This is a genomic window from Hyphomonas sp. (assembly GCF_016125515.1).
Taxonomy (GTDB): domain Bacteria; phylum Pseudomonadota; class Alphaproteobacteria; order Caulobacterales; family Hyphomonadaceae; genus Hyphomonas.
The window spans coordinates 98,698-115,890 of record NZ_WGLO01000018.1 but is presented as its reverse complement, the minus strand read 5'-3'; the positions used below and the strand labels follow the sequence as shown (position 1 = coordinate 115,890).

Genomic DNA, 17,193 nt, shown 5'->3' with positions numbered 1-17,193 from the left:
CAGACCAGAGAGCCGCATGCCTCGATGACTGGACACATCGATACAACTTCCATCGACCCCATGGCGGCATTAAATATCAAACACCCATCAGTCGCCTCGCCCTCGCCGGGGACAACCTGTTGAGAGTCCACAACTAGGCGTCAGGCCGCGAGGCTCGGGCGCAGCCAGGGTCCGTTTATGCCAGCATCCAGAAGAGTCTGAGGAGTGTGATAGGCGCGCTTCTCGATGACCCGCCAGCCGAAGCCCGGGCCGCCGATCACGGGATGGCGGGCAGCCAGGTCGGCGATACGCTCAGCCAGCCGCGATCCGCCGCGATAAGGCGTGGCCGGCAGGCTGATGGTAAACAGGCCGGGTTGCATCAGGGCGGGGCAGTCGGCGTCCCTTATCTGTGCACGGATGATATCCGCAAAGGCGCGCTGCGCCGCGAGGGAAATCGTCTGCGACGAATCAAGCCGGAAGGTCACCACGCACAGCGGCTCGGCACGTTCAGACGCAATGTCCATCTGGCGTCCGATATGGGCTTCGATAAAGCGGCGGCTGAACAGGCCGGTCGTGAAATCCGACAGGATCGAGGCGAGCGCCGGGCGAGGCATGATGGGCGCAAAGGCGACCAGCCGGCGGCAGACGGTTTCGATCTGCGAAACAACGGTCGCCATGCGGCCGGCAGCATCCACGACTTCGGTGGCCGTTGCCACGACTGCGATCTGACGCTCCGTAAGCTTAACGCCGGGATGGCTGAGAACGATCACGGGCAGCGCGCCGAGACCTTGTTCTTCCGCGATCCATTGCGCCGTCCGGCTGTCCTCGTCCCGGAAGGATTCAAGGTCGACCAGTGCGGCGGCAAACCGGTGACCGGACATGTGCTGGCGCGCCGTCTCCCGGCTGATCGCGGCAGTGACTTCGAGGCCGCGTTGCTTGAGTGGGCTTTGCAGGGAAAGGAAGAGAGGCGAGCCTTCGCCGATATACAGCAGCGACGGCAGGGAATTAAGATCGGCCGCCGGGAAGCGGAAGCCGAGGGAGGCTGCGGTTTCCCGGCGCGCGCCAGCTTCACGCAGGCGGCTATCACGGCGGGCGAGAGCCATCAGGCGGCTCTTAAGGCCGGCGAGGTCCTGGTCGCGCCGCAGGATGACCGCATCACCGGAGACGGGCGTCGGATCGTCCGAAAGGTCCACCAGAACAACCTGGCGATGAACCTGCACCATTTCTGCTCGCGAGAAGCCTTCGAGCACCTCGCGCGACACTGTGGCGATATCGATCAGAAGCGGGTCCGGCGCGCCGAAATCGATGGGATGGGAGGCCGGGTAGGGCCGCAGGCCGCTCGCCTTGAGCCTCGACATGATCATGTCCTGACGCGCGCCGCCGGCAGCGATTTCGATGGGCGGATCGAAGAAGGAGAGGTCGGACATGCAAAACGCGCCAAAACAGGGCCCCACGCGACGCGGCGGCACCCCTTCCTTTTGCCCGTCCGACACTTAAAGTTCGCCTAATTCGTCCATAAACACCGAACCATCAGGAGGCCGTCACATGAGCCAGGGTCCGCTTTCAGGCGTCAGGATTGTTGAATTTGCCGGGATTGGCCCGGGGCCCTTCTGCGGCATGCTGTTGTCGGACCTTGGCGCCGATGTGATTCGCATCGACCGGCCGGGCGACGGTCGTCCGGGCCGCGCAGCCGACGTGATGAGCCGAGGGCGCCGATCAATCAGCCTGAACCTCAAGGATCCGGCGGATGTGGAAGTCGCGCTGAAGCTGATTGAGAAGGCCGATGGCCTGATCGAGGGGTTCCGTCCGGGCGTGATGGAGCGCAACGGGCTTGGCCCCGATGTGGCGCTGAAACGCAACCCGAAGCTTGCTTATGGCCGGATGACCGGCTGGGGGCAGACCGGCGCGCTCTCTCAGGCGGCAGGGCATGACCTGAACTATATTGCCATCACCGGCGCGCTGCATGCGATGGGCGACGGCAAGGGCCGCCCGCGTCCGCCGCTGAACCTGGTGGGCGATTATGGCGGTGGGGCGCTCTATCTGGCGATGGGTCTGCTGGCGGCGATCCTGAACGTGAAGAATGGCGGCAAGGGCCAGGTCGTGGACGTGGCCATGTCTGACGGCGCGGCTTCGCTGGCCACGATGTTCTACGGCATGAAGGCGATGGGGATCTGGACCGACGACCGCGAGGCCAACATGCTCGACGGCGGCGCGCACTTCTACGACACTTATGAGACCAAGGACGGCAAATGGGTCTCGGTGGGGTCGATCGAGCCGCAATTCTACGCCATCCTGCGTGAAAAGGCCGGGCTTTCGGGGCCTGAATGGGACGCACAGATGGACAAGTCCAGGTGGCCTGGGCTGAAGGCCAAGTTGATGGACGTTTTCAAGACGAAGACGCGCGATGAATGGTGCGCGATCATGGAAGGCACGGACATTTGCTTCGCGCCGGTCCTGTCGATGTCGGAGGCGCCGAAATACAAACATAACACCGACCGCGAAACCTTCGTCGAGGTCGAGGGCGTCGTGCAGCCTGCGCCGGCGCCGCGTTTCTCAGCCACGCCGGGCGCGATCCAGCGCCGGCCAGCCGGTGTTGGTGAGCATACCGCCGAGATCCTCAAGGACTGGGGCGTTTCGCGCGGATGAGCGCGCTGCCCGGCACTACCGGCCGGCGGCGCATCTACCTGATGCGGCATGGTTTCGTGGATTATGCCTCCGAAGCCGTGCGCAAGTCTCGTGATCCCACGGTCGCCACGCTGACCGAGCGGGGCGTGGAGGAAGCCCGGGCGGCCGGTGCTGCCCTCTCGGATGTGCATTTCGACCTCGCCATCTGCTCCGGCCTGCCGCGCACGCGCCAGACCGCGGAGATTGTGCTGGCCGAGCATCCCCTGACGCTGGAACTGGAGGTCGAAGAGCGGTTCGGCGAGCTGCGATCCGGAAGTTATATGGATTTCCATTCGGCCGAGCACCTGGCCGCGGTGATGACCTTCACCTTCGAGCAGGCGGGCGAGCCGGACGCCGAGTTCCTGCCGGGCGGCGAGCGATTCGCGGACGCGATGGTCCGGGTGCGGGCGGGCCTGCATGACCTGCTGATGCGCCCGAATTGGGCCTCGGCGCTGGTGGTGGCTCACGAAGTCGTGAACCGGATGGTCCTGGCTGACGTCATCGGGGCCCCTCTGGGGGCAAGCGCAGGCTTCGAGCAGGATACAGGATGTATCAACATCCTCGACTTCGATCTGGTGCCGGACGAGCGCGGCGAAGGCACGCGTGTTGAGCGCGGCGTCATCAAAGCGGTAAACTTGACGCCCGCCAACTACTTGAAAAACGGAATGAATTTGCGAAGTCTCGAGGCGATCTTCACCCGCCCGGCCTGAGGCTTGGCCGTCGGGTCCTGGCGCCGTCCATCCATCGGTCCCATATGGAGTGACGGATAAGCGCCCACCTCGCGAACCTCGATCCTGAACGCCGGATAACAGCGACGGGCGCCATTGTTCAGACTCATTCCCTTATTAACTATAGCTGTCGGCGCAGAGCCAATCAGGCTTCTTGCCAGGGCAAAGCACCGGCGTCCTTCTTGCATACCTTGGCCGGCCTTCGGGCCGGCCATTTTCGTTTGACGGGCCAGGCTCGAAAATCCTGCCGTTTGACGCTTGCCAGCGGCGCCGGGCTGCGTTAACAGGCGCCCTTTCCCGCGTGCCATACGGGTGCGCGGCCAAACCAGATTCCGGAACAGTGCCATGGCCGTCCCCAAGAGTAAAAAGTCGAAATCGCGCACGCGCATGCGCCGCTCCCACGACCGGCTCGACATGAACACCTATATCGAAGACGCCAGCTCGGGCGAGCTTCGCCGTCCGCACCACATCGACTTGAAAACGGGCCTGTACCGCGGCAAGCAGATCCTGGAGCCGCAGGAAGACTAAGTCTCCCGCGCTTGACGACGCGTTGCGAACCCCGCCCTTGAGGCGGGGTTTTGCATTTCCAGACTCCGGATTCGCGACCTGGCGGCCCTGCAGGGGCTTGCGAACGCGGGCGGCGCGCTCTAACGCGAGCGGCAAACCATTCAGACGCCTTGAAGGACAGGTCCCATGAGCGAGATCATCGACATCCACGCCCGCGAAATCCTCGATAGTCGGGGCAACCCGACGGTCGAAGTTGACGTTACGCTGGATGATGGGTCCACCGGCCGCGCAGCGGTGCCCTCGGGTGCCTCGACAGGCGCCTATGAGGCCCACGAGCAGCGCGACGGCGACAAGTCGCGCTATGGCGGCAAGGGCGTCCTGAAGGCCGTCGATGCAGTGAACGGCGAGATCTGCAACGAACTTACTGGTCTCGACGCGACCGACCAGCGCATGATCGACATGCTGATGATTGATCTGGACGGCACGGAGAACAAGAGCCGCCTCGGCGCAAACGCCATCCTTGGCGTCTCGCTCGCCGTTTCGAAGGCGGCAGCCGAAGCCTGCACAATGCCGCTCTATCGCTACATCGGCGGTGCCAATGCGCGCGTGTTGCCGACGCCTATGATGAACATCATCAATGGCGGCGCGCACGCCGACAACCCGATCGACATCCAGGAATTCATGATCATGCCGGTCAGTGCCGAGAGCATCGCCGATGCGGTGCGGATGGGCGCAGAAGTGTTCCACGCGCTGAAGAAGACGCTGCACGATGCCGGCCACAATACTAACGTGGGTGACGAGGGCGGCTTTGCGCCGAATATCGGCTCCACCGACGAAGCCATCGGTTTCATCATGAAGTCCATCGAAAAAGCCGGCTATCGCCCGGGCGAAGACGTGGCGCTGGCGCTGGATGCGGCCTCGACCGAATTCTTCAAGAACGGCAAGTACGAGCTGGCCGGCGAAGGAAAATCGCTGTCGTCCGAGCAGTTCGCCAAATACTTGGCCGATCTTTGCGGCCGTTACCCGATCCTCTCGATCGAAGACGGCATGGCGGAAGATGATTGGGACGGTTGGGTCGCTCTTACTGAAATGCTCGGTGAGAAGGTCCAGCTGGTCGGCGACGACCTTTTCGTGACCAATCCTGACCGTCTGGCGATGGGCCTGCAGCGCGGCGCAGCGAACTCGATCCTCGTGAAGGTCAACCAGATCGGCACGCTCTCGGAAACGCTCGACGCGGTCGAACTGGCCCACCTGCATGGCTACACGGCCGTGATGAGCCACCGGTCTGGAGAAACCGAGGATTCGACGATTGCCGATCTCGCGGTCGCAACGAATTGCGGGCAGATCAAGACGGGCTCGCTGAGCCGTTCAGACCGGATCGCGAAGTACAACCAGCTGATCAGGATCGAGGAAGAGTTGGGCCCGATCGGCATCTATGCCGGGCTTTCGCGCATCAACGCGGGCTGATCGCCGGATTACAATCCCGAAAGGCGACCCGCCTCGAACTTCGTGCTACAGGCGAGCTATCGGCTGAAGGCGGGTTGCGGGCATGCGCCAGATCTATCTGTTGGCATCTGGCGCGGACGCTCAGGCAGCTGGCGAGATTTCTGATCTGCTGGCGCAGCGCGGGTATCAGGTACGACAGGCCGATGAGGCCCTGGGCTTTCCGCCGGCACGGCCGCAGGAGATCACGCTTGCGCTTTGGTCGCGCAATCTTGAACTGTCCGCAAAGCAGATCCTGTTCACCAACCGCGCCATTGATGCGTGGACGGAAGGACGGTTGATCTTTGCGCGGCTGGACCACGCTATGCTGCCGCGCGGCCTAGGCGATGTGCATACGATCGACCTGACCTTTGCGCCTGCAAGAATCGCTGCGGTCTGGAAGATCGTTGAGGCGGCTCAGGACATCGACAAGATGCTGAACGAGCGCCGGGAGGACGTGAGCCTCTCAGGTGGCATCCCGGAGCGTGAAAAAGACCTGAGCGCGGCTCCGCCGCCGCAAGCAAAGCGCAAAGCGCGCCGCTCCTTTTCGGCCGGGCCCGCTATTGCGGTCGGTCTGGTGGCAGTGGCGGCCTGTCTGTCTCTCGGATTTCTCACGATGCCGGGGGCGTCCAAGCTGCTGCTCGCCGGCGCAGCGCTCACCTGGGGCGCCGTCGCCGGAGCAGTGGCCGGGTATGCCAGCAGCGGGCGCCGGAGCAAGGCGCGCGCACCCGCGCTACGGCGCAAGGAAACCGCCGCGCCGCCCGCGGCCGCGCCGATGGAAGAGGCGCCTGGCGGAGAGGGGGCGGCCGCAGACGCAGACGACACAATGGCGCCCGTCTTCGTGTCATATGCCCGGCGGGACGGCGATGTGGTCTATCCGCTGGTCGCTGAAGTCGAAGCGGCGGGCCGTTCGGTCTGGATAGACCGCAATGATCTTGATGCGGGCGGCAACTGGGCGGGCATGATTGTGCGGGCGATTCGCGAATCGGACACGTTCTGCCTGATGTGTTCTGCCGAGGCGTTCCAGTCCGATAACGTCCGCCGCGAGATCTATATTGCCAACAAGTACAAGCGGAAGCTGCTGCCGGTGCGGCTGGATTTCGCTGAAATGCCTGAGGATTTCGAGTATTTCCTGATCGACCGCCAATGGCTGGATCTCACGGCTGTTGATCCTGTTGAACGTGCAGCGCGTCTGACGGCGGCGCTCGCTCGGTAAGGGATTGGTTACCCCCGGCGTTTACCAACGATTCTATGGTTTCACGGCTTCAAGCTTTCGGGCTCAGTCTTCTGGTGCTCTACTTCGCCTACCACGCCTTTGCGGGGGAGAAGGGCCTGGGCCGTTGGACTGATGCGCAGATCGAACTGGAAGCGAAGCAACAGGAGCTGGCGCTCGTCCAGAAGGACATCGAGCGCCTCAAAGTTGATATCCGCCGCCTGACACCGGGGTCAGTGGACCCCGATTATGTCGAGGCGCTGGCGCGCGACAAGCTCGCTTTTGTCTATCCGGGAGAGATCGTTCTCCTCACGCCAGAGCGGAGCTCTGCAAATTGACAACGATGATCTGACTTGTCGCTGCATATTTGCGGCGACATAAGGGGTCAGGGAGGACATCGTATGGCAACGAAACCTAAGGGTTCGAAAAAAGCACCCGCGAAGGCCTCCAAGGCCGACATGCTGAAGTTCTACCGTGAAATGCTGCTCATCCGGCGTTTCGAGGAGAAGGCCGGCCAGCTCTACGGCATGGGCAAGATCGCGGGCTTCTGCCACCTGTATATCGGTCAGGAAGCGGTCGTGACCGGCGTGCAGGCCTGTCTGAAGGACGGCGACCAGGTCATTACCGGATACCGTGACCACGGCCACATGCTGGCCTGCGGCATGGATCCGAAAGGCGTGATGGCCGAGTTGACCGGGCGCGTCGGCGGCTTGTCGAAGGGCAAGGGCGGATCGATGCACATGTTCTCGAAGGAGAAGAACTTCTTCGGCGGTCACGGCATCGTGGGCGCGCAGGTACCGCTGGGCACGGGACTTGCCTTCGCGAACAAGTATCGCGGACTGGACAATGTTTCGGTGGCGTATTTCGGCGACGGCGCGGCCAACCAGGGCCAGGTCTACGAGGCCTTCAACATGGCGTCACTGTGGAAGCTGCCGGTCATCTACGTGATCGAGAACAACATGTACGCCATGGGCACGAGCGTCGAGCGCCATGCCTCCGAGGTCGAACTGTTCAAACGCGGCATCAGTTTCGAGATCGAAGGCGAGGAAGTGGACGGCATGGATGTGCTGGCCGTTCGCGAAGCCGGCGAGAAGGCCGTCAAACATGCGCGCGAGGGCAAGGGCCCCTACATCCTCGAAATGAAGACGTATCGCTATCGCGGTCACTCGATGTCTGACCCGGCGAAGTATCGCAAGCGCGAGGAGGTCGATGACATCCGCTCGCACCACGATCCGATCGAGGGCCTGAAGGGCCAGTTGATCGAGCAGGGGCATGCGACGGAAGACGATCTCAAGAAGATCGACAACGAGATCAAGGCGATCGTGAAAGAGGCTGCTGATTTCTCGCTTGAAAGCCCGGAGCCGGAGCCGGATGAATTGTGGACGGACGTTTTGATCGAGGGTGAAGTCTGATGTCTGTTGATATCCTGATGCCAGCACTGTCGCCCACCATGGAAGAGGGCACGCTCTCCAAGTGGCTGAAGAAGGAAGGCGACGCTGTAAAGTCCGGCGACATCATCGCCGAGATCGAGACCGACAAGGCAACGATGGAAGTCGAAGCCGTGGATGAAGGTGTGCTTGCACGCATTGTCGTTCCGGAAGGAACGGAAGGCGTGAAGGTGAATGCCGTGATCGCGGTCCTCTCCGAGGATGGCGAGACGGTTTCGGACGCCCCGCGCAGCGCGCCCGAACCGAAGCCGGAACCGTCTGCGCCGAAAGAAACCGCAACGCCGGAAGGCGCTTCAGAGGCACCTCTCGCGCGGGTAGTGCACGATCCGTCATTGCCGGAGGGGGTGAGCTTCACCGAGACCACCGTGCGCGACGCCTTGCGCGATGCGATGGCCGAAGAGATGCGCCGAGACGAGCGCGTGTTCGTCATGGGCGAGGAAGTTGCGCAGTACCAGGGCGCCTACAAGGTGACCCGCGAGCTGCTTCAGGAATTCGGCGAGCGCCGCGTGATCGATACGCCGATCACGGAGCATGGCTTTGCCGGTCTCGGCGTTGGCGCCGCGTTTGCGGGGCTGCGTCCGGTGGTCGAGTTCATGACCTTCAACTTCGCCATGCAGGCCATCGACCATATCATCAACTCGGCGGCCAAGACGCTGTACATGAGCGGCGGCCAGATGGGCTGTCCCATCGTGTTCCGCGGTCCGAACGGTGCGGCGAGCCGCGTCGGCGCCCAGCACAGCCAGGACTATTCTGCCTGGTACGGACAGATCCCCGGCCTCAAGGTGATCGCGCCGTATGATGCGGCCGATGCCAAAGGTCTCCTCAAGGCGGCGATCCGCGACCCGAACCCGGTTGTCTTCCTGGAGCATGAGCTGCTCTATGGACAGTCATTCCCAGTGCCGGATGTGGACGATTTCATCCTGCCGATCGGCAAGGCCGCCGTGAAACGCGAAGGCTCGGATGTGACGCTGGTGGCGCACTCCCGCATGGTCGGCTTTGCGCTGCAGGCGGCCGAGCGGCTGGCGGAAGAGGGCATCAGCGCCGAGGTTATCGACCTGCGCACGCTGCGCCCCTTGGATACCGCGACCGTCGTTGAAAGCGTCAAGAAAACGAACCGCCTCGTCTGCTGCGAGGAAGGCTGGCGCTTCTTTGGCGTGGGTGCGGAAATCGCGGCGACCGTCGTGACGGAAGCTTTCGACTTTCTAGATGCGCCGCCCGTGCGCGTCCACCAGAAAGACGTGCCGCTTCCTTATGCGGCAAACCTTGAGGCGCTCAGCCTTCCGAATGCGGACGATATCGCCGCGGCGGCGAAGAAAGTGTGCGAGGGGGGGGTCTGATGACCATCAACATCACGATGCCTGCACTCAGCCCCACGATGGAAGAGGGGACACTGGCCAAATGGCTGGTGAAGGAAGGCGACGAGATCAAGTCCGGCATGATTATTGCCGAGATCGAGACCGACAAGGCGACGATGGAAGTCGAAGCCGTGGACGAAGGCAAGGTAGGCAAGATCATGGTGCCGGCCGGCACCGAAGGCGTGAAGGTCAATGCCGTGATCGCCGTGTTGTTGGAGGAGGGCGAGAGCGCTTCCGACATGAAAGAACCTGCTACAGCGCCGAAGGCGGACGCGGCACCAGCGCCGAAGCCCGCCGCGCCCGCGCCTTCCGCGGCGCCACCGGCGCCTGCCCCTGCGAAACCTGCCGCATCACCCACGAACGTGGCCGTGAGGGAGCGGTCACCAGGCGACCGCATCATGGCGTCCCCGCTCGCAAAACGCATCGCCGCGAACAAAGGCATCGATCTGCGTGCGCTGAAGGGGTCCGGCCCGCATGGCCGCATTGTTCGCCGCGATGTCGAGAACGCGAAGCCGGGCACGGCCCAGCCGGCCCAGGGTGGCGCGCCAATGACGGCGGATGGAATGATCCTTCCGCAGGTTCTGGACGACCGTGTCTATGCGCCGGATACGTATGAGCTGAAGCCGCTTGACGGTATGCGAAAGACGGTGGCCAAGCGCCTGACCCAGAGCTTCATGCAGGTTCCGCATTTCCCGCTGAACCTTGATATCGAGCTCGACAACCTGCTGGAAAGCCGCACGGCGATCAACGCGGCGGCGCCGAAGGACGTGAAGATCTCGGTCAACGACCTTCTGATCAAGGCGGCGGCACTGGCGCTGATTGACGAACCGGATTGCAACGCGTCGTACACGGACAAGGGTATCGCCTATCACAAGCACGCCAACATCTCCGTCGCGGTGGCTATCGATGGCGGCCTGATCACGCCGGTGATCTTCAAGGCCGAATCCAAGGGACTTGCCGACATATCCGAAGAGATGAAGGATCTCGCCGCACGCGCGCGGGAGCGCAAGCTGAAGCCGCAGGAATATATGGGCGGGACCTTCTCGATCTCGAACCTTGGCATGTTTGGTATCAAATCCTTCGCGTCGATCATCAATCCACCGGAAGGCATGATCCTGTCGGTTGGTGCGGGTGAGAAACGCGCTGTTGTGGACGCCAAGGGCGTGATCGTCGCGCGCACTGTGATGTCCGTGACGCTGACTTGCGACCATCGCGTGATCGGCGGTGCAGAAGGGGCGAAGTGGCTGGCGGCGTTCAAACGGTACGTGGAGACGCCGGAAGCGATGTTGCTCTGATGCGGGCCGCGATGGCAGCCGGGACGTTTGCTGCGGCGATAGTGGGCTGTGTTTCGGCGCCTTATCCGCAGTTGGACGTCAGCTGGGAGCAGGTCGGGCCGCTCGTTGCCCCGTTCACCTACCGTATGCTGATCGTCGCGCAGTGCGATCCGATGAGCGGCGTGCCAAAACCATTCGATGCCGTGTTGGCAGAAGCAGGCGCGCCTGCAGACGTTGTCGCCAAAGTTGCAGCCGAGGTTTCCCGGATCCGAGAAGAGAACTCGGACAATCCCGATGAATACGTCTGCACGCCGGAAATGTTTGAAATGTCTGAAGCCGCGTCCGCCGAAGCGCAGGCCGCTTGGGACGAATTGAAAGGGTAAAGCCATGAGCGCAGCTTACGATCTCATCGTTATCGGCTCCGGCCCGGGAGGCTATGTCGCGGCGATCCGGGCGAGCCAACTCGGCATGAAGACGGCGATCGTCGAACGCGAGAGCCTCGGCGGGATCTGCCTCAACTGGGGTTGCATTCCGACCAAGGCATTGCTGCGCTCGGCAGAGGTTCTGCATCTGGCCAAGCATGCTAAGTCCTTCGGCCTGAAGATCGAGAACCCGTCCTTCGACCTGGATGCTGTCGTGAAGCGCTCTCGCAGCGTCGCATCGCAGCTGTCGAATGGCGTGAAGTTCCTCATGAAGAAGAACAAGATCGACGTGATCGAAGGCACGGCACGTCTGGAAAAGGGTGTGCCGGCGCCAAAAGTCATCGTCAAGGGCAAGGATGGCAAGGATACGCCGTATACGGCCAAACATGTGATGCTGGCGACCGGCGCGCGGGCGCGGGACATCCCGCAAGCGGGTCTTGTGGCGGACGGCAAGCTCATCTGGACCTACCGCGAAGCGATGACGCCGGATGTGATGCCCAAGCGTTTGCTGGTCATCGGCTCCGGCGCTATCGGCATCGAGTTTGCGAGCTTCTACAACGAGCTCGGCAGCGATGTCTTTGTCGCGGAAGTCATGGAGCGCATCCTTCCGGTGGAGGACGCAGAGATCTCCGCACTCGCCGAAAAGGACTTCAAGAAACAGGGCTTGAACATCCTGACCGGCGCCAAGGTGGAAAATCTCAAGGCCGGCAAGAGCACCGTCACCGCCGAAATCACCACGAAAGACGGCAAGAAGGAGACGAAGGAGTTCGACCGGGCGATCCTCGCTGTGGGCATCGTCGGCAACGTCGAAAATCTTGGTCTGGAAGCACTAGGCGTAAAGATCGAGAAAACGCATGTCGTGGTCGATGGATTCGGCCGCACGGGTGTGCCGGGCCTATATGCCATCGGTGACCTGACGGGTCCGCCCTGGCTCGCGCACAAGGCTAGCCATGAGGGGGTCGTCTGCGTGGAGGGCATCCATGGCAAGAACCATGCAGAGCCTTTCGATGCGTCCAACATTCCGGGATGCACATATTCACATCCGCAGGTCGCCAGCGTCGGCCTGACGGAAGCAGCGGCCAAGGCGAAGGGCTATGACATCAAAGTCGGCCGGTTCCCCTTCATCGGCAATGGCAAGGCGATTGCGCTTGGCGCCGAGAACGGGCTGGTGAAGACGATCTTCGACAAGAAGACCGGCGAACTGCTTGGCGCGCACATGATCGGAGCGGAAGTGACCGAGCTGATCCAGGGCTACGTGATCGCGCGTCAGGGCGAGCTCACCGAGGCGGATATCGTGCACACGATCTTCGCTCACCCCACGCTTTCGGAGACCATGCACGAGGCAGTCCTCGACGCGGAAGGCCGCGCGCTGCACATCTGATCCGGGAGGCAATTGCTTTCTTGCGGGCAGGGCCCGGCGCCTGATAGTCACGAAAGCGTGGCAATGGCGACCGGGGAGCTGGCCGATGCGGATTTTTGGTGTTCTGATAGGTGCTGCGCTGGCTGCCCTTTCGGCGTGCGAGCGGCCCGGGACCGTGCCGATGACACCTGCTGCTGCTGCTGAAATCACGCTGCCCGAGGCGCGCGATGGGGTCGTGACGGACCGCTTTGCGCGGCTCGCGCTCTCTTGCATCCACAGAGAGTATCCGAACAAGATCAGCCATCTCATGAATTCGGCGGCGGACGCGGGCACGCCGAGCCAGTTGTTTCCGGCCTTCTATGGATGTTTTGACTGGCACTCCTCGGTGCATGGCCATTGGCTGCTCGTGCGCCTCGTCAACACCGATCCCGAAACGCCGTATCGCGCAGCGATCCTGGCGGCTCTCTCGCAGAGCTTCACCCCGGAGAACATTGCCGGCGAACTCGCCTATTTCCAGGCGCCCGACCGGGCGAGCTTCGAGCGGCCCTACGGTACAGCCTGGTTCCTCCAGCTGATGACAGAGCTGCGCCAAGCCGATTTTGCCGAAGCGGCGGGCTGGGTCGAAACGCTCCAGCCGCTCGAATCCTTCATCCGGGCTCAGACGATGGATTGGTTGACAAAGCTCGTCTATCCGATCCGGATCGGCACCCACAACCAGACGGCCTTTGCCTTCGGCCTGATGCTCGACTGGGCGGATCAGACCGGCGACACCGAATTCCGCGCGGCGATAGCGGCCAAGGCGCTGGCCTTCCACGCGGGCGATACAAATTGCCCACTCGCCTACGAGCCTTCGGGCGAAGATTTCCTGTCGCCCTGCCTGATGGAAGCCGACCTGATGCGCCGCGTGATGGAGCGTGCGGTCTATTCCGCGTGGCTGACGGCCTTCCTGCCGCAAATTCCCGTGGATGGCCGCGCGGACTGGCTGGCGCCGGGCATTGTGCTTGACGCGACCGACGGGAAACTCGTCCATCTGGATGGCGTCAACCTCTCGCGCGCCTGGGCGATGGAAGGCATCGCCTCGGCGCTTCCTGAGGGCGACTCTCGTATTCCGGCCTTGCTGGCGGCGGCGGCCCTTCACAAGGAGACCGGGCTGGCGTCAGTGACCGACGCGCACTATTCCGGCAGCCACTGGCTGGCGAGCTTTGCGACTTATCTCGAAACCCGTCGCGGTATTCCCGCCAAATGAAGCTACCGTTCGGCCCCGGCGCGCTGGTGACCGCAGCCTTCATCGGGCCGGGCACAGTCACGGCCTGCACGCTTGCTGGCGCCAATTTCGGGTACGCGCTCCTGTGGGCGCTGGTTTTTGCCACTCTCGCCACCGTGATCCTTCAGGAAATGTCGGCGCGACTCGGAGTCGTCACGGGCGCCGGGCTGGGCGAGGCGTTGATGGCAGGGGCCGGCCATCCGGGCGTTCGGGTCGCCGTCGCCGCGCTCATCGTCGTAGCGCTCGCGTTTGGCAATGCTGCCTACCAGGCCGGCAACCTCACTGGAGCCTCGCTGGGCGGCGAAGCGCTCCTCGGGGTGGCTGGTCCGGACCGTAAGGTATTCGTCGGTGTACTGGCGTTGGTTGCCGCCGTGTTTTTGTTGACCGGCAGTTACAAGCTCCTTGAGCGAGTGCTGATTAGTCTCGTGATACTGATGAGCCTCGCCTTTGCGGGCAGCGTATTGATCACGCGTCCTGATCTCGGCGCGATGTTGCAAGGGCTTGTGCCGCAGTTGCCGGATGGCAGTCTGTTTACCGCCATCGCCCTGATCGGAACCACGATCGTGCCGTATAATCTGTTCCTGCACGCGTCGGCTGCACGCGAACGCTGGGCGGACAAAGGCGAAGACGCGCTCTCCGAGGCGCGCCGGGATACTCAAGTGTCGGTTGGCCTCGGCGGCTTGATCTCGATCTTCATCCTGGTAACGGCTTCCGCGAGCCTGTTTGCATCCGGATTGCCGATCAAATCCGGCGCCGACCTCGCGCGGGCCATCGAGCCTGCCTACGGACCCATGGCGAGATTCCTCGTCGGCACGGGATTGCTCGCGGCGGGTCTTAGTTCGGCGATCACCGCGCCGCTCGCGGCGGCTTACGCCGTTTGTGAACTCTCCCGCCAGCGCCCTCGCGGTACTGTATTTCGCGGCGTTGCGTTGGCGGTCCTGCTTGTCGGGGCAGGGATCGCGCTCGCAGGGCTCAATCCGTTGAGCGTGATCCTGACGGCGCAGGTCGCCAATGGAATCCTTTTGCCGGTTGTTGCCGGCTTCCTCCTCATCGCCATGAACCGGCGCAGCCTGCTTGGCGAGAAGGTCAACTCACCTCTTCAGAACGTTCTCGGGGTGGGCGTTCTGATGGTGACCATCGGTCTGGGCGCGCGGCTTGTCTTGCGTGCAGCGGGTGTCTGGCCATGAACGCGTCCGTCTGTCTGAATGCTGATCTTGGCGAGTTACCGGGCGATGCTGGCCGTGCACTCGACGCTGCGATGCTGAAGGTCGTGACACGTTGCAGCATCGCCTGCGGCGGGCATGCCGGCGACGCCGACATCATGCGGGAGACCGTCCGCGCCGCGAAGGCAAACGTCGTGCAGATCGGCGCGCATCCGTCGTATCCGGATCTTTCCAATTTCGGACGGCGCAGCCTTCATATTGCCCCAACCGAACTGCGTGTTTCGTTGACGACGCAGACAAGGCTTCTGGTCGAAATTGCCTCATCCGAAGGCGTGAAAGCCTTGCATCTCAAGGCGCATGGCGCGCTCTACAATGATGCCGCCCGCGACGAAGCGCTCGCGCTGCTGGTTGCGCGGGTCGCTCACGAAGTGGGGCTCAGCCAGCTTATCGGTCCGCCGGGGTCGCAACTGGCCGCCGCGGCCGAGGCCAACGGGCTGGAATACGTTGCTGAGGGGTTCGCGGACCGGACCTACGAGCCGGACGGCTCGCTCACGCCGCGCACAGTTCCCGGCGCTGTGATCACCTCTGCCGATGCGGTTCTGTCGCAAGCGATTTCGCTCGTCGAGAAACACGTTGTCGCCACGCGAGGCGGCGGACAGATCGACATGGTCATACAGACCTTATGCTTGCATAGCGATACGCCGGGCGCGGACGAGCATGCCCGGGCGATCCGCCTGGGACTGGAGCGAGCCGGTATATCGGTACACGTATGATGCTTCAGAAGTTCGAAGTCGTGTCCTGCGGCGATGATGCCTTGAGGATCCTGTGCGGCCCCGGAGACATCCGTCATGATCTTGCGGCGCGTTTGTCGGCGAGCGGGAGCTGGACCGAAATTGTGCCCGGCAAACAGGATCTCTGCGTCGCATTCGATCCGCATGCATTCAGCCTCGACGCAGCCCGCGCACGCCTGTTGAAGGAGATGTCGACCGCAGAACCATCGACGGCGCGCGAGCGCCGCAGCCACGCGCTGGCCGTGGAATTTGGCGGAGCGGGCGGTCCTGATCTTTCGGAACTGGCTGAGCGTCTGGCGCTTCCGCAGACCGGCATCATTGATATGATTGAAGAGGCGGAGCTCAGCGTGGACATGCTGGGGTTCACGCCCGGTTTTGCCTATCTCTCAGGCCTCGACGAGGCCGTCGTGTCCGAACGGCTCGGAACGCCCCGCACGCGTGTTCCGGCTGGCTCAGTCGGTTTGATTACCGGGCAGATCGGTCTTTATGCGCTCGATGGCCCGGGCGGCTGGCCCATCGTCGGGAAAGTTCAGTCGGCGCTCTTTGACAAGGGCGCTGCCGACCCCTTCTTGCTGCGCGCGGGCGACCGGGTGGTTCTGCGCCGGATGGCTGGCCGATGAGCCTCGTCGTACTTCAACCGGGGCTTCAATGTACGGTACAGGCTGCGCCTCGAACAGGTTTTCGACATGCCGGCGTTCCGAAGAGTGGCCCAGCAGATGCGGTCTCCATGGCGCTCGCGAACCGTTTGGTAGGTCGCGCGCCTTCGGATGCGTGTCTGGAGATTACATTCGGAGCGGCGCAGTTCCGGTTCGAGACTTCAATGCAGATCGGTGTCGCGGGTGCGGCCACGGGCATCCGTATTGGCGGCGTTGAGCACCACGCCCATCAAACGCTGGACGTTGAAGCTGGCGAAATCGTCGAAATTGCCCCGGTCACGACAGGGGCCCGGGTTTACCTTGGCGTTTCCGGAGCGCTGCAGGCGCAGAGCTTTCTCGGCTCGGCATCGACATATTTGCCGGCGGCTTTCGGAGGGATCGAAGGTCGCGCGCTGCGCACGGGTGACCGTATCGAGGTCAAGGCTGTGCGCGCATTGAGACCGGTCGCTACGCCGGAAGCATTGCGGTTTCCGATCTTGCAAAGCTTCGCGCTCCGGGTCGTGCCCGGGCCGGATCTTCCGGACCCGGCCAATTTCCCCTGGGCGGAAACCTTCACGGTTTCATCGCGGCTCAGCCGGATGGGCGTTGAGATCGAGGGCCGGCTTCCAGTTCCTGAAACCGGGGGCTCATTGCCCAGTTCAGCGGTATCTCCCGGCGCGCTGCAAGTGACACCTCAAGGCCTGGGCTATTTGCTGCTCGTCGATGGACAGACGACTGGCGGATACCCGCATCTCTTGCAAGTGATCCGCGCTGACCGGCACCTGCTCGGTCAGTTGCGGCCCGGTAGCCGCATCCGGTTCCTTTACCGGACGCAGGAATGCGCGGAGGCCGACCTCCATGCTAAGCAAGCGATGCTGGAACACTGGTTGCCTGGCTTCCGGCTCTGA

18 protein-coding genes are annotated in these 17,193 nt (G+C 63.0%); 17 read left to right on the top strand and 1 reads right to left on the bottom strand.

Annotated elements, in window-relative coordinates:
* A partial coding sequence (locus tag GC148_RS13645) for an integrase core domain-containing protein (RefSeq protein ID WP_291071523.1) occupies nucleotides 1-137 on the top strand: 137 nt, incomplete at its 5' end.
* Between the two features lie 3 nt (nucleotides 138-140).
* Here the strand turns inward: GC148_RS13645 and GC148_RS13640 are convergent.
* Nucleotides 141-1,406, bottom strand: a complete 1,266-nt coding sequence (locus GC148_RS13640) for a hypothetical protein (RefSeq protein WP_291071519.1) — start codon at nucleotides 1,404-1,406, stop codon at nucleotides 141-143.
* 118 nt (nucleotides 1,407-1,524) lie between these two features.
* On the opposite strand from GC148_RS13640, the gene GC148_RS13635 reads away from it, so the two are divergent.
* From GC148_RS13635 to GC148_RS13560, 16 genes are all read left to right on the top strand, one after another.
* Entirely contained in the window at nucleotides 1,525-2,625 is a 1,101-nt protein-coding gene (locus GC148_RS13635) for a CaiB/BaiF CoA-transferase family protein (RefSeq protein ID WP_291071517.1), read from the top strand.
* Entirely contained in the window at nucleotides 2,622-3,353 is a 732-nt protein-coding gene (locus tag GC148_RS13630) for a histidine phosphatase family protein (protein WP_291071515.1), read from the top strand. Before GC148_RS13635 ends, GC148_RS13630 begins: the two co-directional genes overlap by 4 nt.
* Before the next feature lie 363 nt (nucleotides 3,354-3,716).
* Nucleotides 3,717-3,899 (top strand): 50S ribosomal protein L32, encoded by a 183-nt coding sequence (gene rpmF, locus GC148_RS13625; protein WP_291071514.1) that lies wholly within the window; start codon nucleotides 3,717-3,719, stop codon nucleotides 3,897-3,899.
* A gap of 165 nt (nucleotides 3,900-4,064) precedes the next feature.
* Entirely contained in the window at nucleotides 4,065-5,345 is a 1,281-nt protein-coding gene (eno, locus tag GC148_RS13620; protein WP_291071513.1) for a phosphopyruvate hydratase, read from the top strand.
* An 82-nt stretch (nucleotides 5,346-5,427) separates the two neighbouring features.
* Nucleotides 5,428-6,576, top strand: coding sequence for a toll/interleukin-1 receptor domain-containing protein (locus tag GC148_RS13615; protein WP_291071511.1), 1,149 nt, complete (start codon nucleotides 5,428-5,430; stop codon nucleotides 6,574-6,576).
* 35 nt (nucleotides 6,577-6,611) lie between these two features.
* The gene (locus GC148_RS13610; protein WP_291071509.1) at nucleotides 6,612-6,911 is read left to right on the top strand and encodes a septum formation initiator family protein; all 300 of its coding nucleotides are present in this window, start codon (nucleotides 6,612-6,614) and stop codon (nucleotides 6,909-6,911) included.
* A 63-nt stretch (nucleotides 6,912-6,974) separates the two neighbouring features.
* On the top strand, nucleotides 6,975-7,985 hold the full coding sequence (gene pdhA, locus GC148_RS13605) for a pyruvate dehydrogenase (acetyl-transferring) E1 component subunit alpha (protein ID WP_291071507.1): 1,011 nt from the start codon (nucleotides 6,975-6,977) through the stop codon (nucleotides 7,983-7,985).
* Complete coding sequence (locus tag GC148_RS13600; RefSeq protein WP_291071505.1) at nucleotides 7,985-9,358, top strand: pyruvate dehydrogenase complex E1 component subunit beta; 1,374 nt, start codon at nucleotides 7,985-7,987, stop codon at nucleotides 9,356-9,358. The genes pdhA and GC148_RS13600 overlap by 1 nt, the downstream gene beginning before the upstream one ends.
* Nucleotides 9,358-10,671: a pyruvate dehydrogenase complex dihydrolipoamide acetyltransferase gene (locus GC148_RS13595; protein ID WP_291071503.1), complete on the top strand. Its 1,314-nt coding sequence runs from the start codon at nucleotides 9,358-9,360 to the stop codon at nucleotides 10,669-10,671. The genes GC148_RS13600 and GC148_RS13595 overlap by 1 nt, the downstream gene beginning before the upstream one ends.
* A gap of 11 nt (nucleotides 10,672-10,682) precedes the next feature.
* Nucleotides 10,683-11,033 (top strand): hypothetical protein, encoded by a 351-nt coding sequence (locus tag GC148_RS13590; RefSeq protein WP_291071501.1) that lies wholly within the window; start codon nucleotides 10,683-10,685, stop codon nucleotides 11,031-11,033.
* Between the two features lie 4 nt (nucleotides 11,034-11,037).
* Complete coding sequence (gene lpdA / locus GC148_RS13585) at nucleotides 11,038-12,453, top strand: dihydrolipoyl dehydrogenase (RefSeq protein ID WP_291071499.1); 1,416 nt, start codon at nucleotides 11,038-11,040, stop codon at nucleotides 12,451-12,453.
* 160 nt (nucleotides 12,454-12,613) lie between these two features.
* A complete protein-coding gene (locus GC148_RS13580; RefSeq protein ID WP_291071497.1) occupies nucleotides 12,614-13,678 on the top strand; it encodes a DUF2891 domain-containing protein in 1,065 nt (354 codons plus the stop codon).
* Complete coding sequence (locus GC148_RS13575) at nucleotides 13,675-14,883, top strand: Nramp family divalent metal transporter (protein ID WP_291071495.1); 1,209 nt, start codon at nucleotides 13,675-13,677, stop codon at nucleotides 14,881-14,883. The genes GC148_RS13580 and GC148_RS13575 overlap by 4 nt, the downstream gene beginning before the upstream one ends.
* Complete coding sequence (gene pxpA, locus GC148_RS13570; RefSeq protein ID WP_291071494.1) at nucleotides 14,880-15,632, top strand: 5-oxoprolinase subunit PxpA; 753 nt, start codon at nucleotides 14,880-14,882, stop codon at nucleotides 15,630-15,632. Before GC148_RS13575 ends, pxpA begins: the two co-directional genes overlap by 4 nt.
* Nucleotides 15,629-16,270, top strand: a complete 642-nt coding sequence (locus GC148_RS13565; protein ID WP_291071492.1) for a carboxyltransferase domain-containing protein — start codon at nucleotides 15,629-15,631, stop codon at nucleotides 16,268-16,270. Before pxpA ends, GC148_RS13565 begins: the two co-directional genes overlap by 4 nt.
* A complete protein-coding gene (locus GC148_RS13560) occupies nucleotides 16,267-17,193 on the top strand; it encodes a biotin-dependent carboxyltransferase family protein (RefSeq protein WP_291071490.1) in 927 nt (308 codons plus the stop codon). Before GC148_RS13565 ends, GC148_RS13560 begins: the two co-directional genes overlap by 4 nt.

Bases quoted from the DNA above. Each gene is read 5' to 3' on its own strand.
- GC148_RS13640 (WP_291071519.1), bottom strand. From the start codon at position 1,406: ATGTCCGACCTCTCCTTCTTCGATCCGCCCATCGAAATCGCTGCCGGC.
- GC148_RS13635 (WP_291071517.1), top strand. From the start codon at position 1,525: ATGAGCCAGGGTCCGCTTTCAGGCGTCAGGATTGTTGAATTTGCCGGG.
- GC148_RS13630 (WP_291071515.1), top strand. From the start codon at position 2,622: ATGAGCGCGCTGCCCGGCACTACCGGCCGGCGGCGCATCTACCTGATG.
- rpmF (WP_291071514.1), top strand. From the start codon at position 3,717: ATGGCCGTCCCCAAGAGTAAAAAGTCGAAATCGCGCACGCGCATGCGC.
- eno (WP_291071513.1), top strand. From the start codon at position 4,065: ATGAGCGAGATCATCGACATCCACGCCCGCGAAATCCTCGATAGTCGG.
- GC148_RS13615 (WP_291071511.1), top strand. From the start codon at position 5,428: ATGCGCCAGATCTATCTGTTGGCATCTGGCGCGGACGCTCAGGCAGCT.
- GC148_RS13610 (WP_291071509.1), top strand. From the start codon at position 6,612: ATGGTTTCACGGCTTCAAGCTTTCGGGCTCAGTCTTCTGGTGCTCTAC.
- pdhA (WP_291071507.1), top strand. From the start codon at position 6,975: ATGGCAACGAAACCTAAGGGTTCGAAAAAAGCACCCGCGAAGGCCTCC.
- GC148_RS13600 (WP_291071505.1), top strand. From the start codon at position 7,985: ATGTCTGTTGATATCCTGATGCCAGCACTGTCGCCCACCATGGAAGAG.
- GC148_RS13595 (WP_291071503.1), top strand. From the start codon at position 9,358: ATGACCATCAACATCACGATGCCTGCACTCAGCCCCACGATGGAAGAG.
- GC148_RS13590 (WP_291071501.1), top strand. From the start codon at position 10,683: ATGGCAGCCGGGACGTTTGCTGCGGCGATAGTGGGCTGTGTTTCGGCG.
- lpdA (WP_291071499.1), top strand. From the start codon at position 11,038: ATGAGCGCAGCTTACGATCTCATCGTTATCGGCTCCGGCCCGGGAGGC.
- GC148_RS13580 (WP_291071497.1), top strand. From the start codon at position 12,614: ATGACACCTGCTGCTGCTGCTGAAATCACGCTGCCCGAGGCGCGCGAT.
- GC148_RS13575 (WP_291071495.1), top strand. From the start codon at position 13,675: ATGAAGCTACCGTTCGGCCCCGGCGCGCTGGTGACCGCAGCCTTCATC.
- pxpA (WP_291071494.1), top strand. From the start codon at position 14,880: ATGAACGCGTCCGTCTGTCTGAATGCTGATCTTGGCGAGTTACCGGGC.
- GC148_RS13565 (WP_291071492.1), top strand. From the start codon at position 15,629: ATGATGCTTCAGAAGTTCGAAGTCGTGTCCTGCGGCGATGATGCCTTG.
- GC148_RS13560 (WP_291071490.1), top strand. From the start codon at position 16,267: ATGAGCCTCGTCGTACTTCAACCGGGGCTTCAATGTACGGTACAGGCT.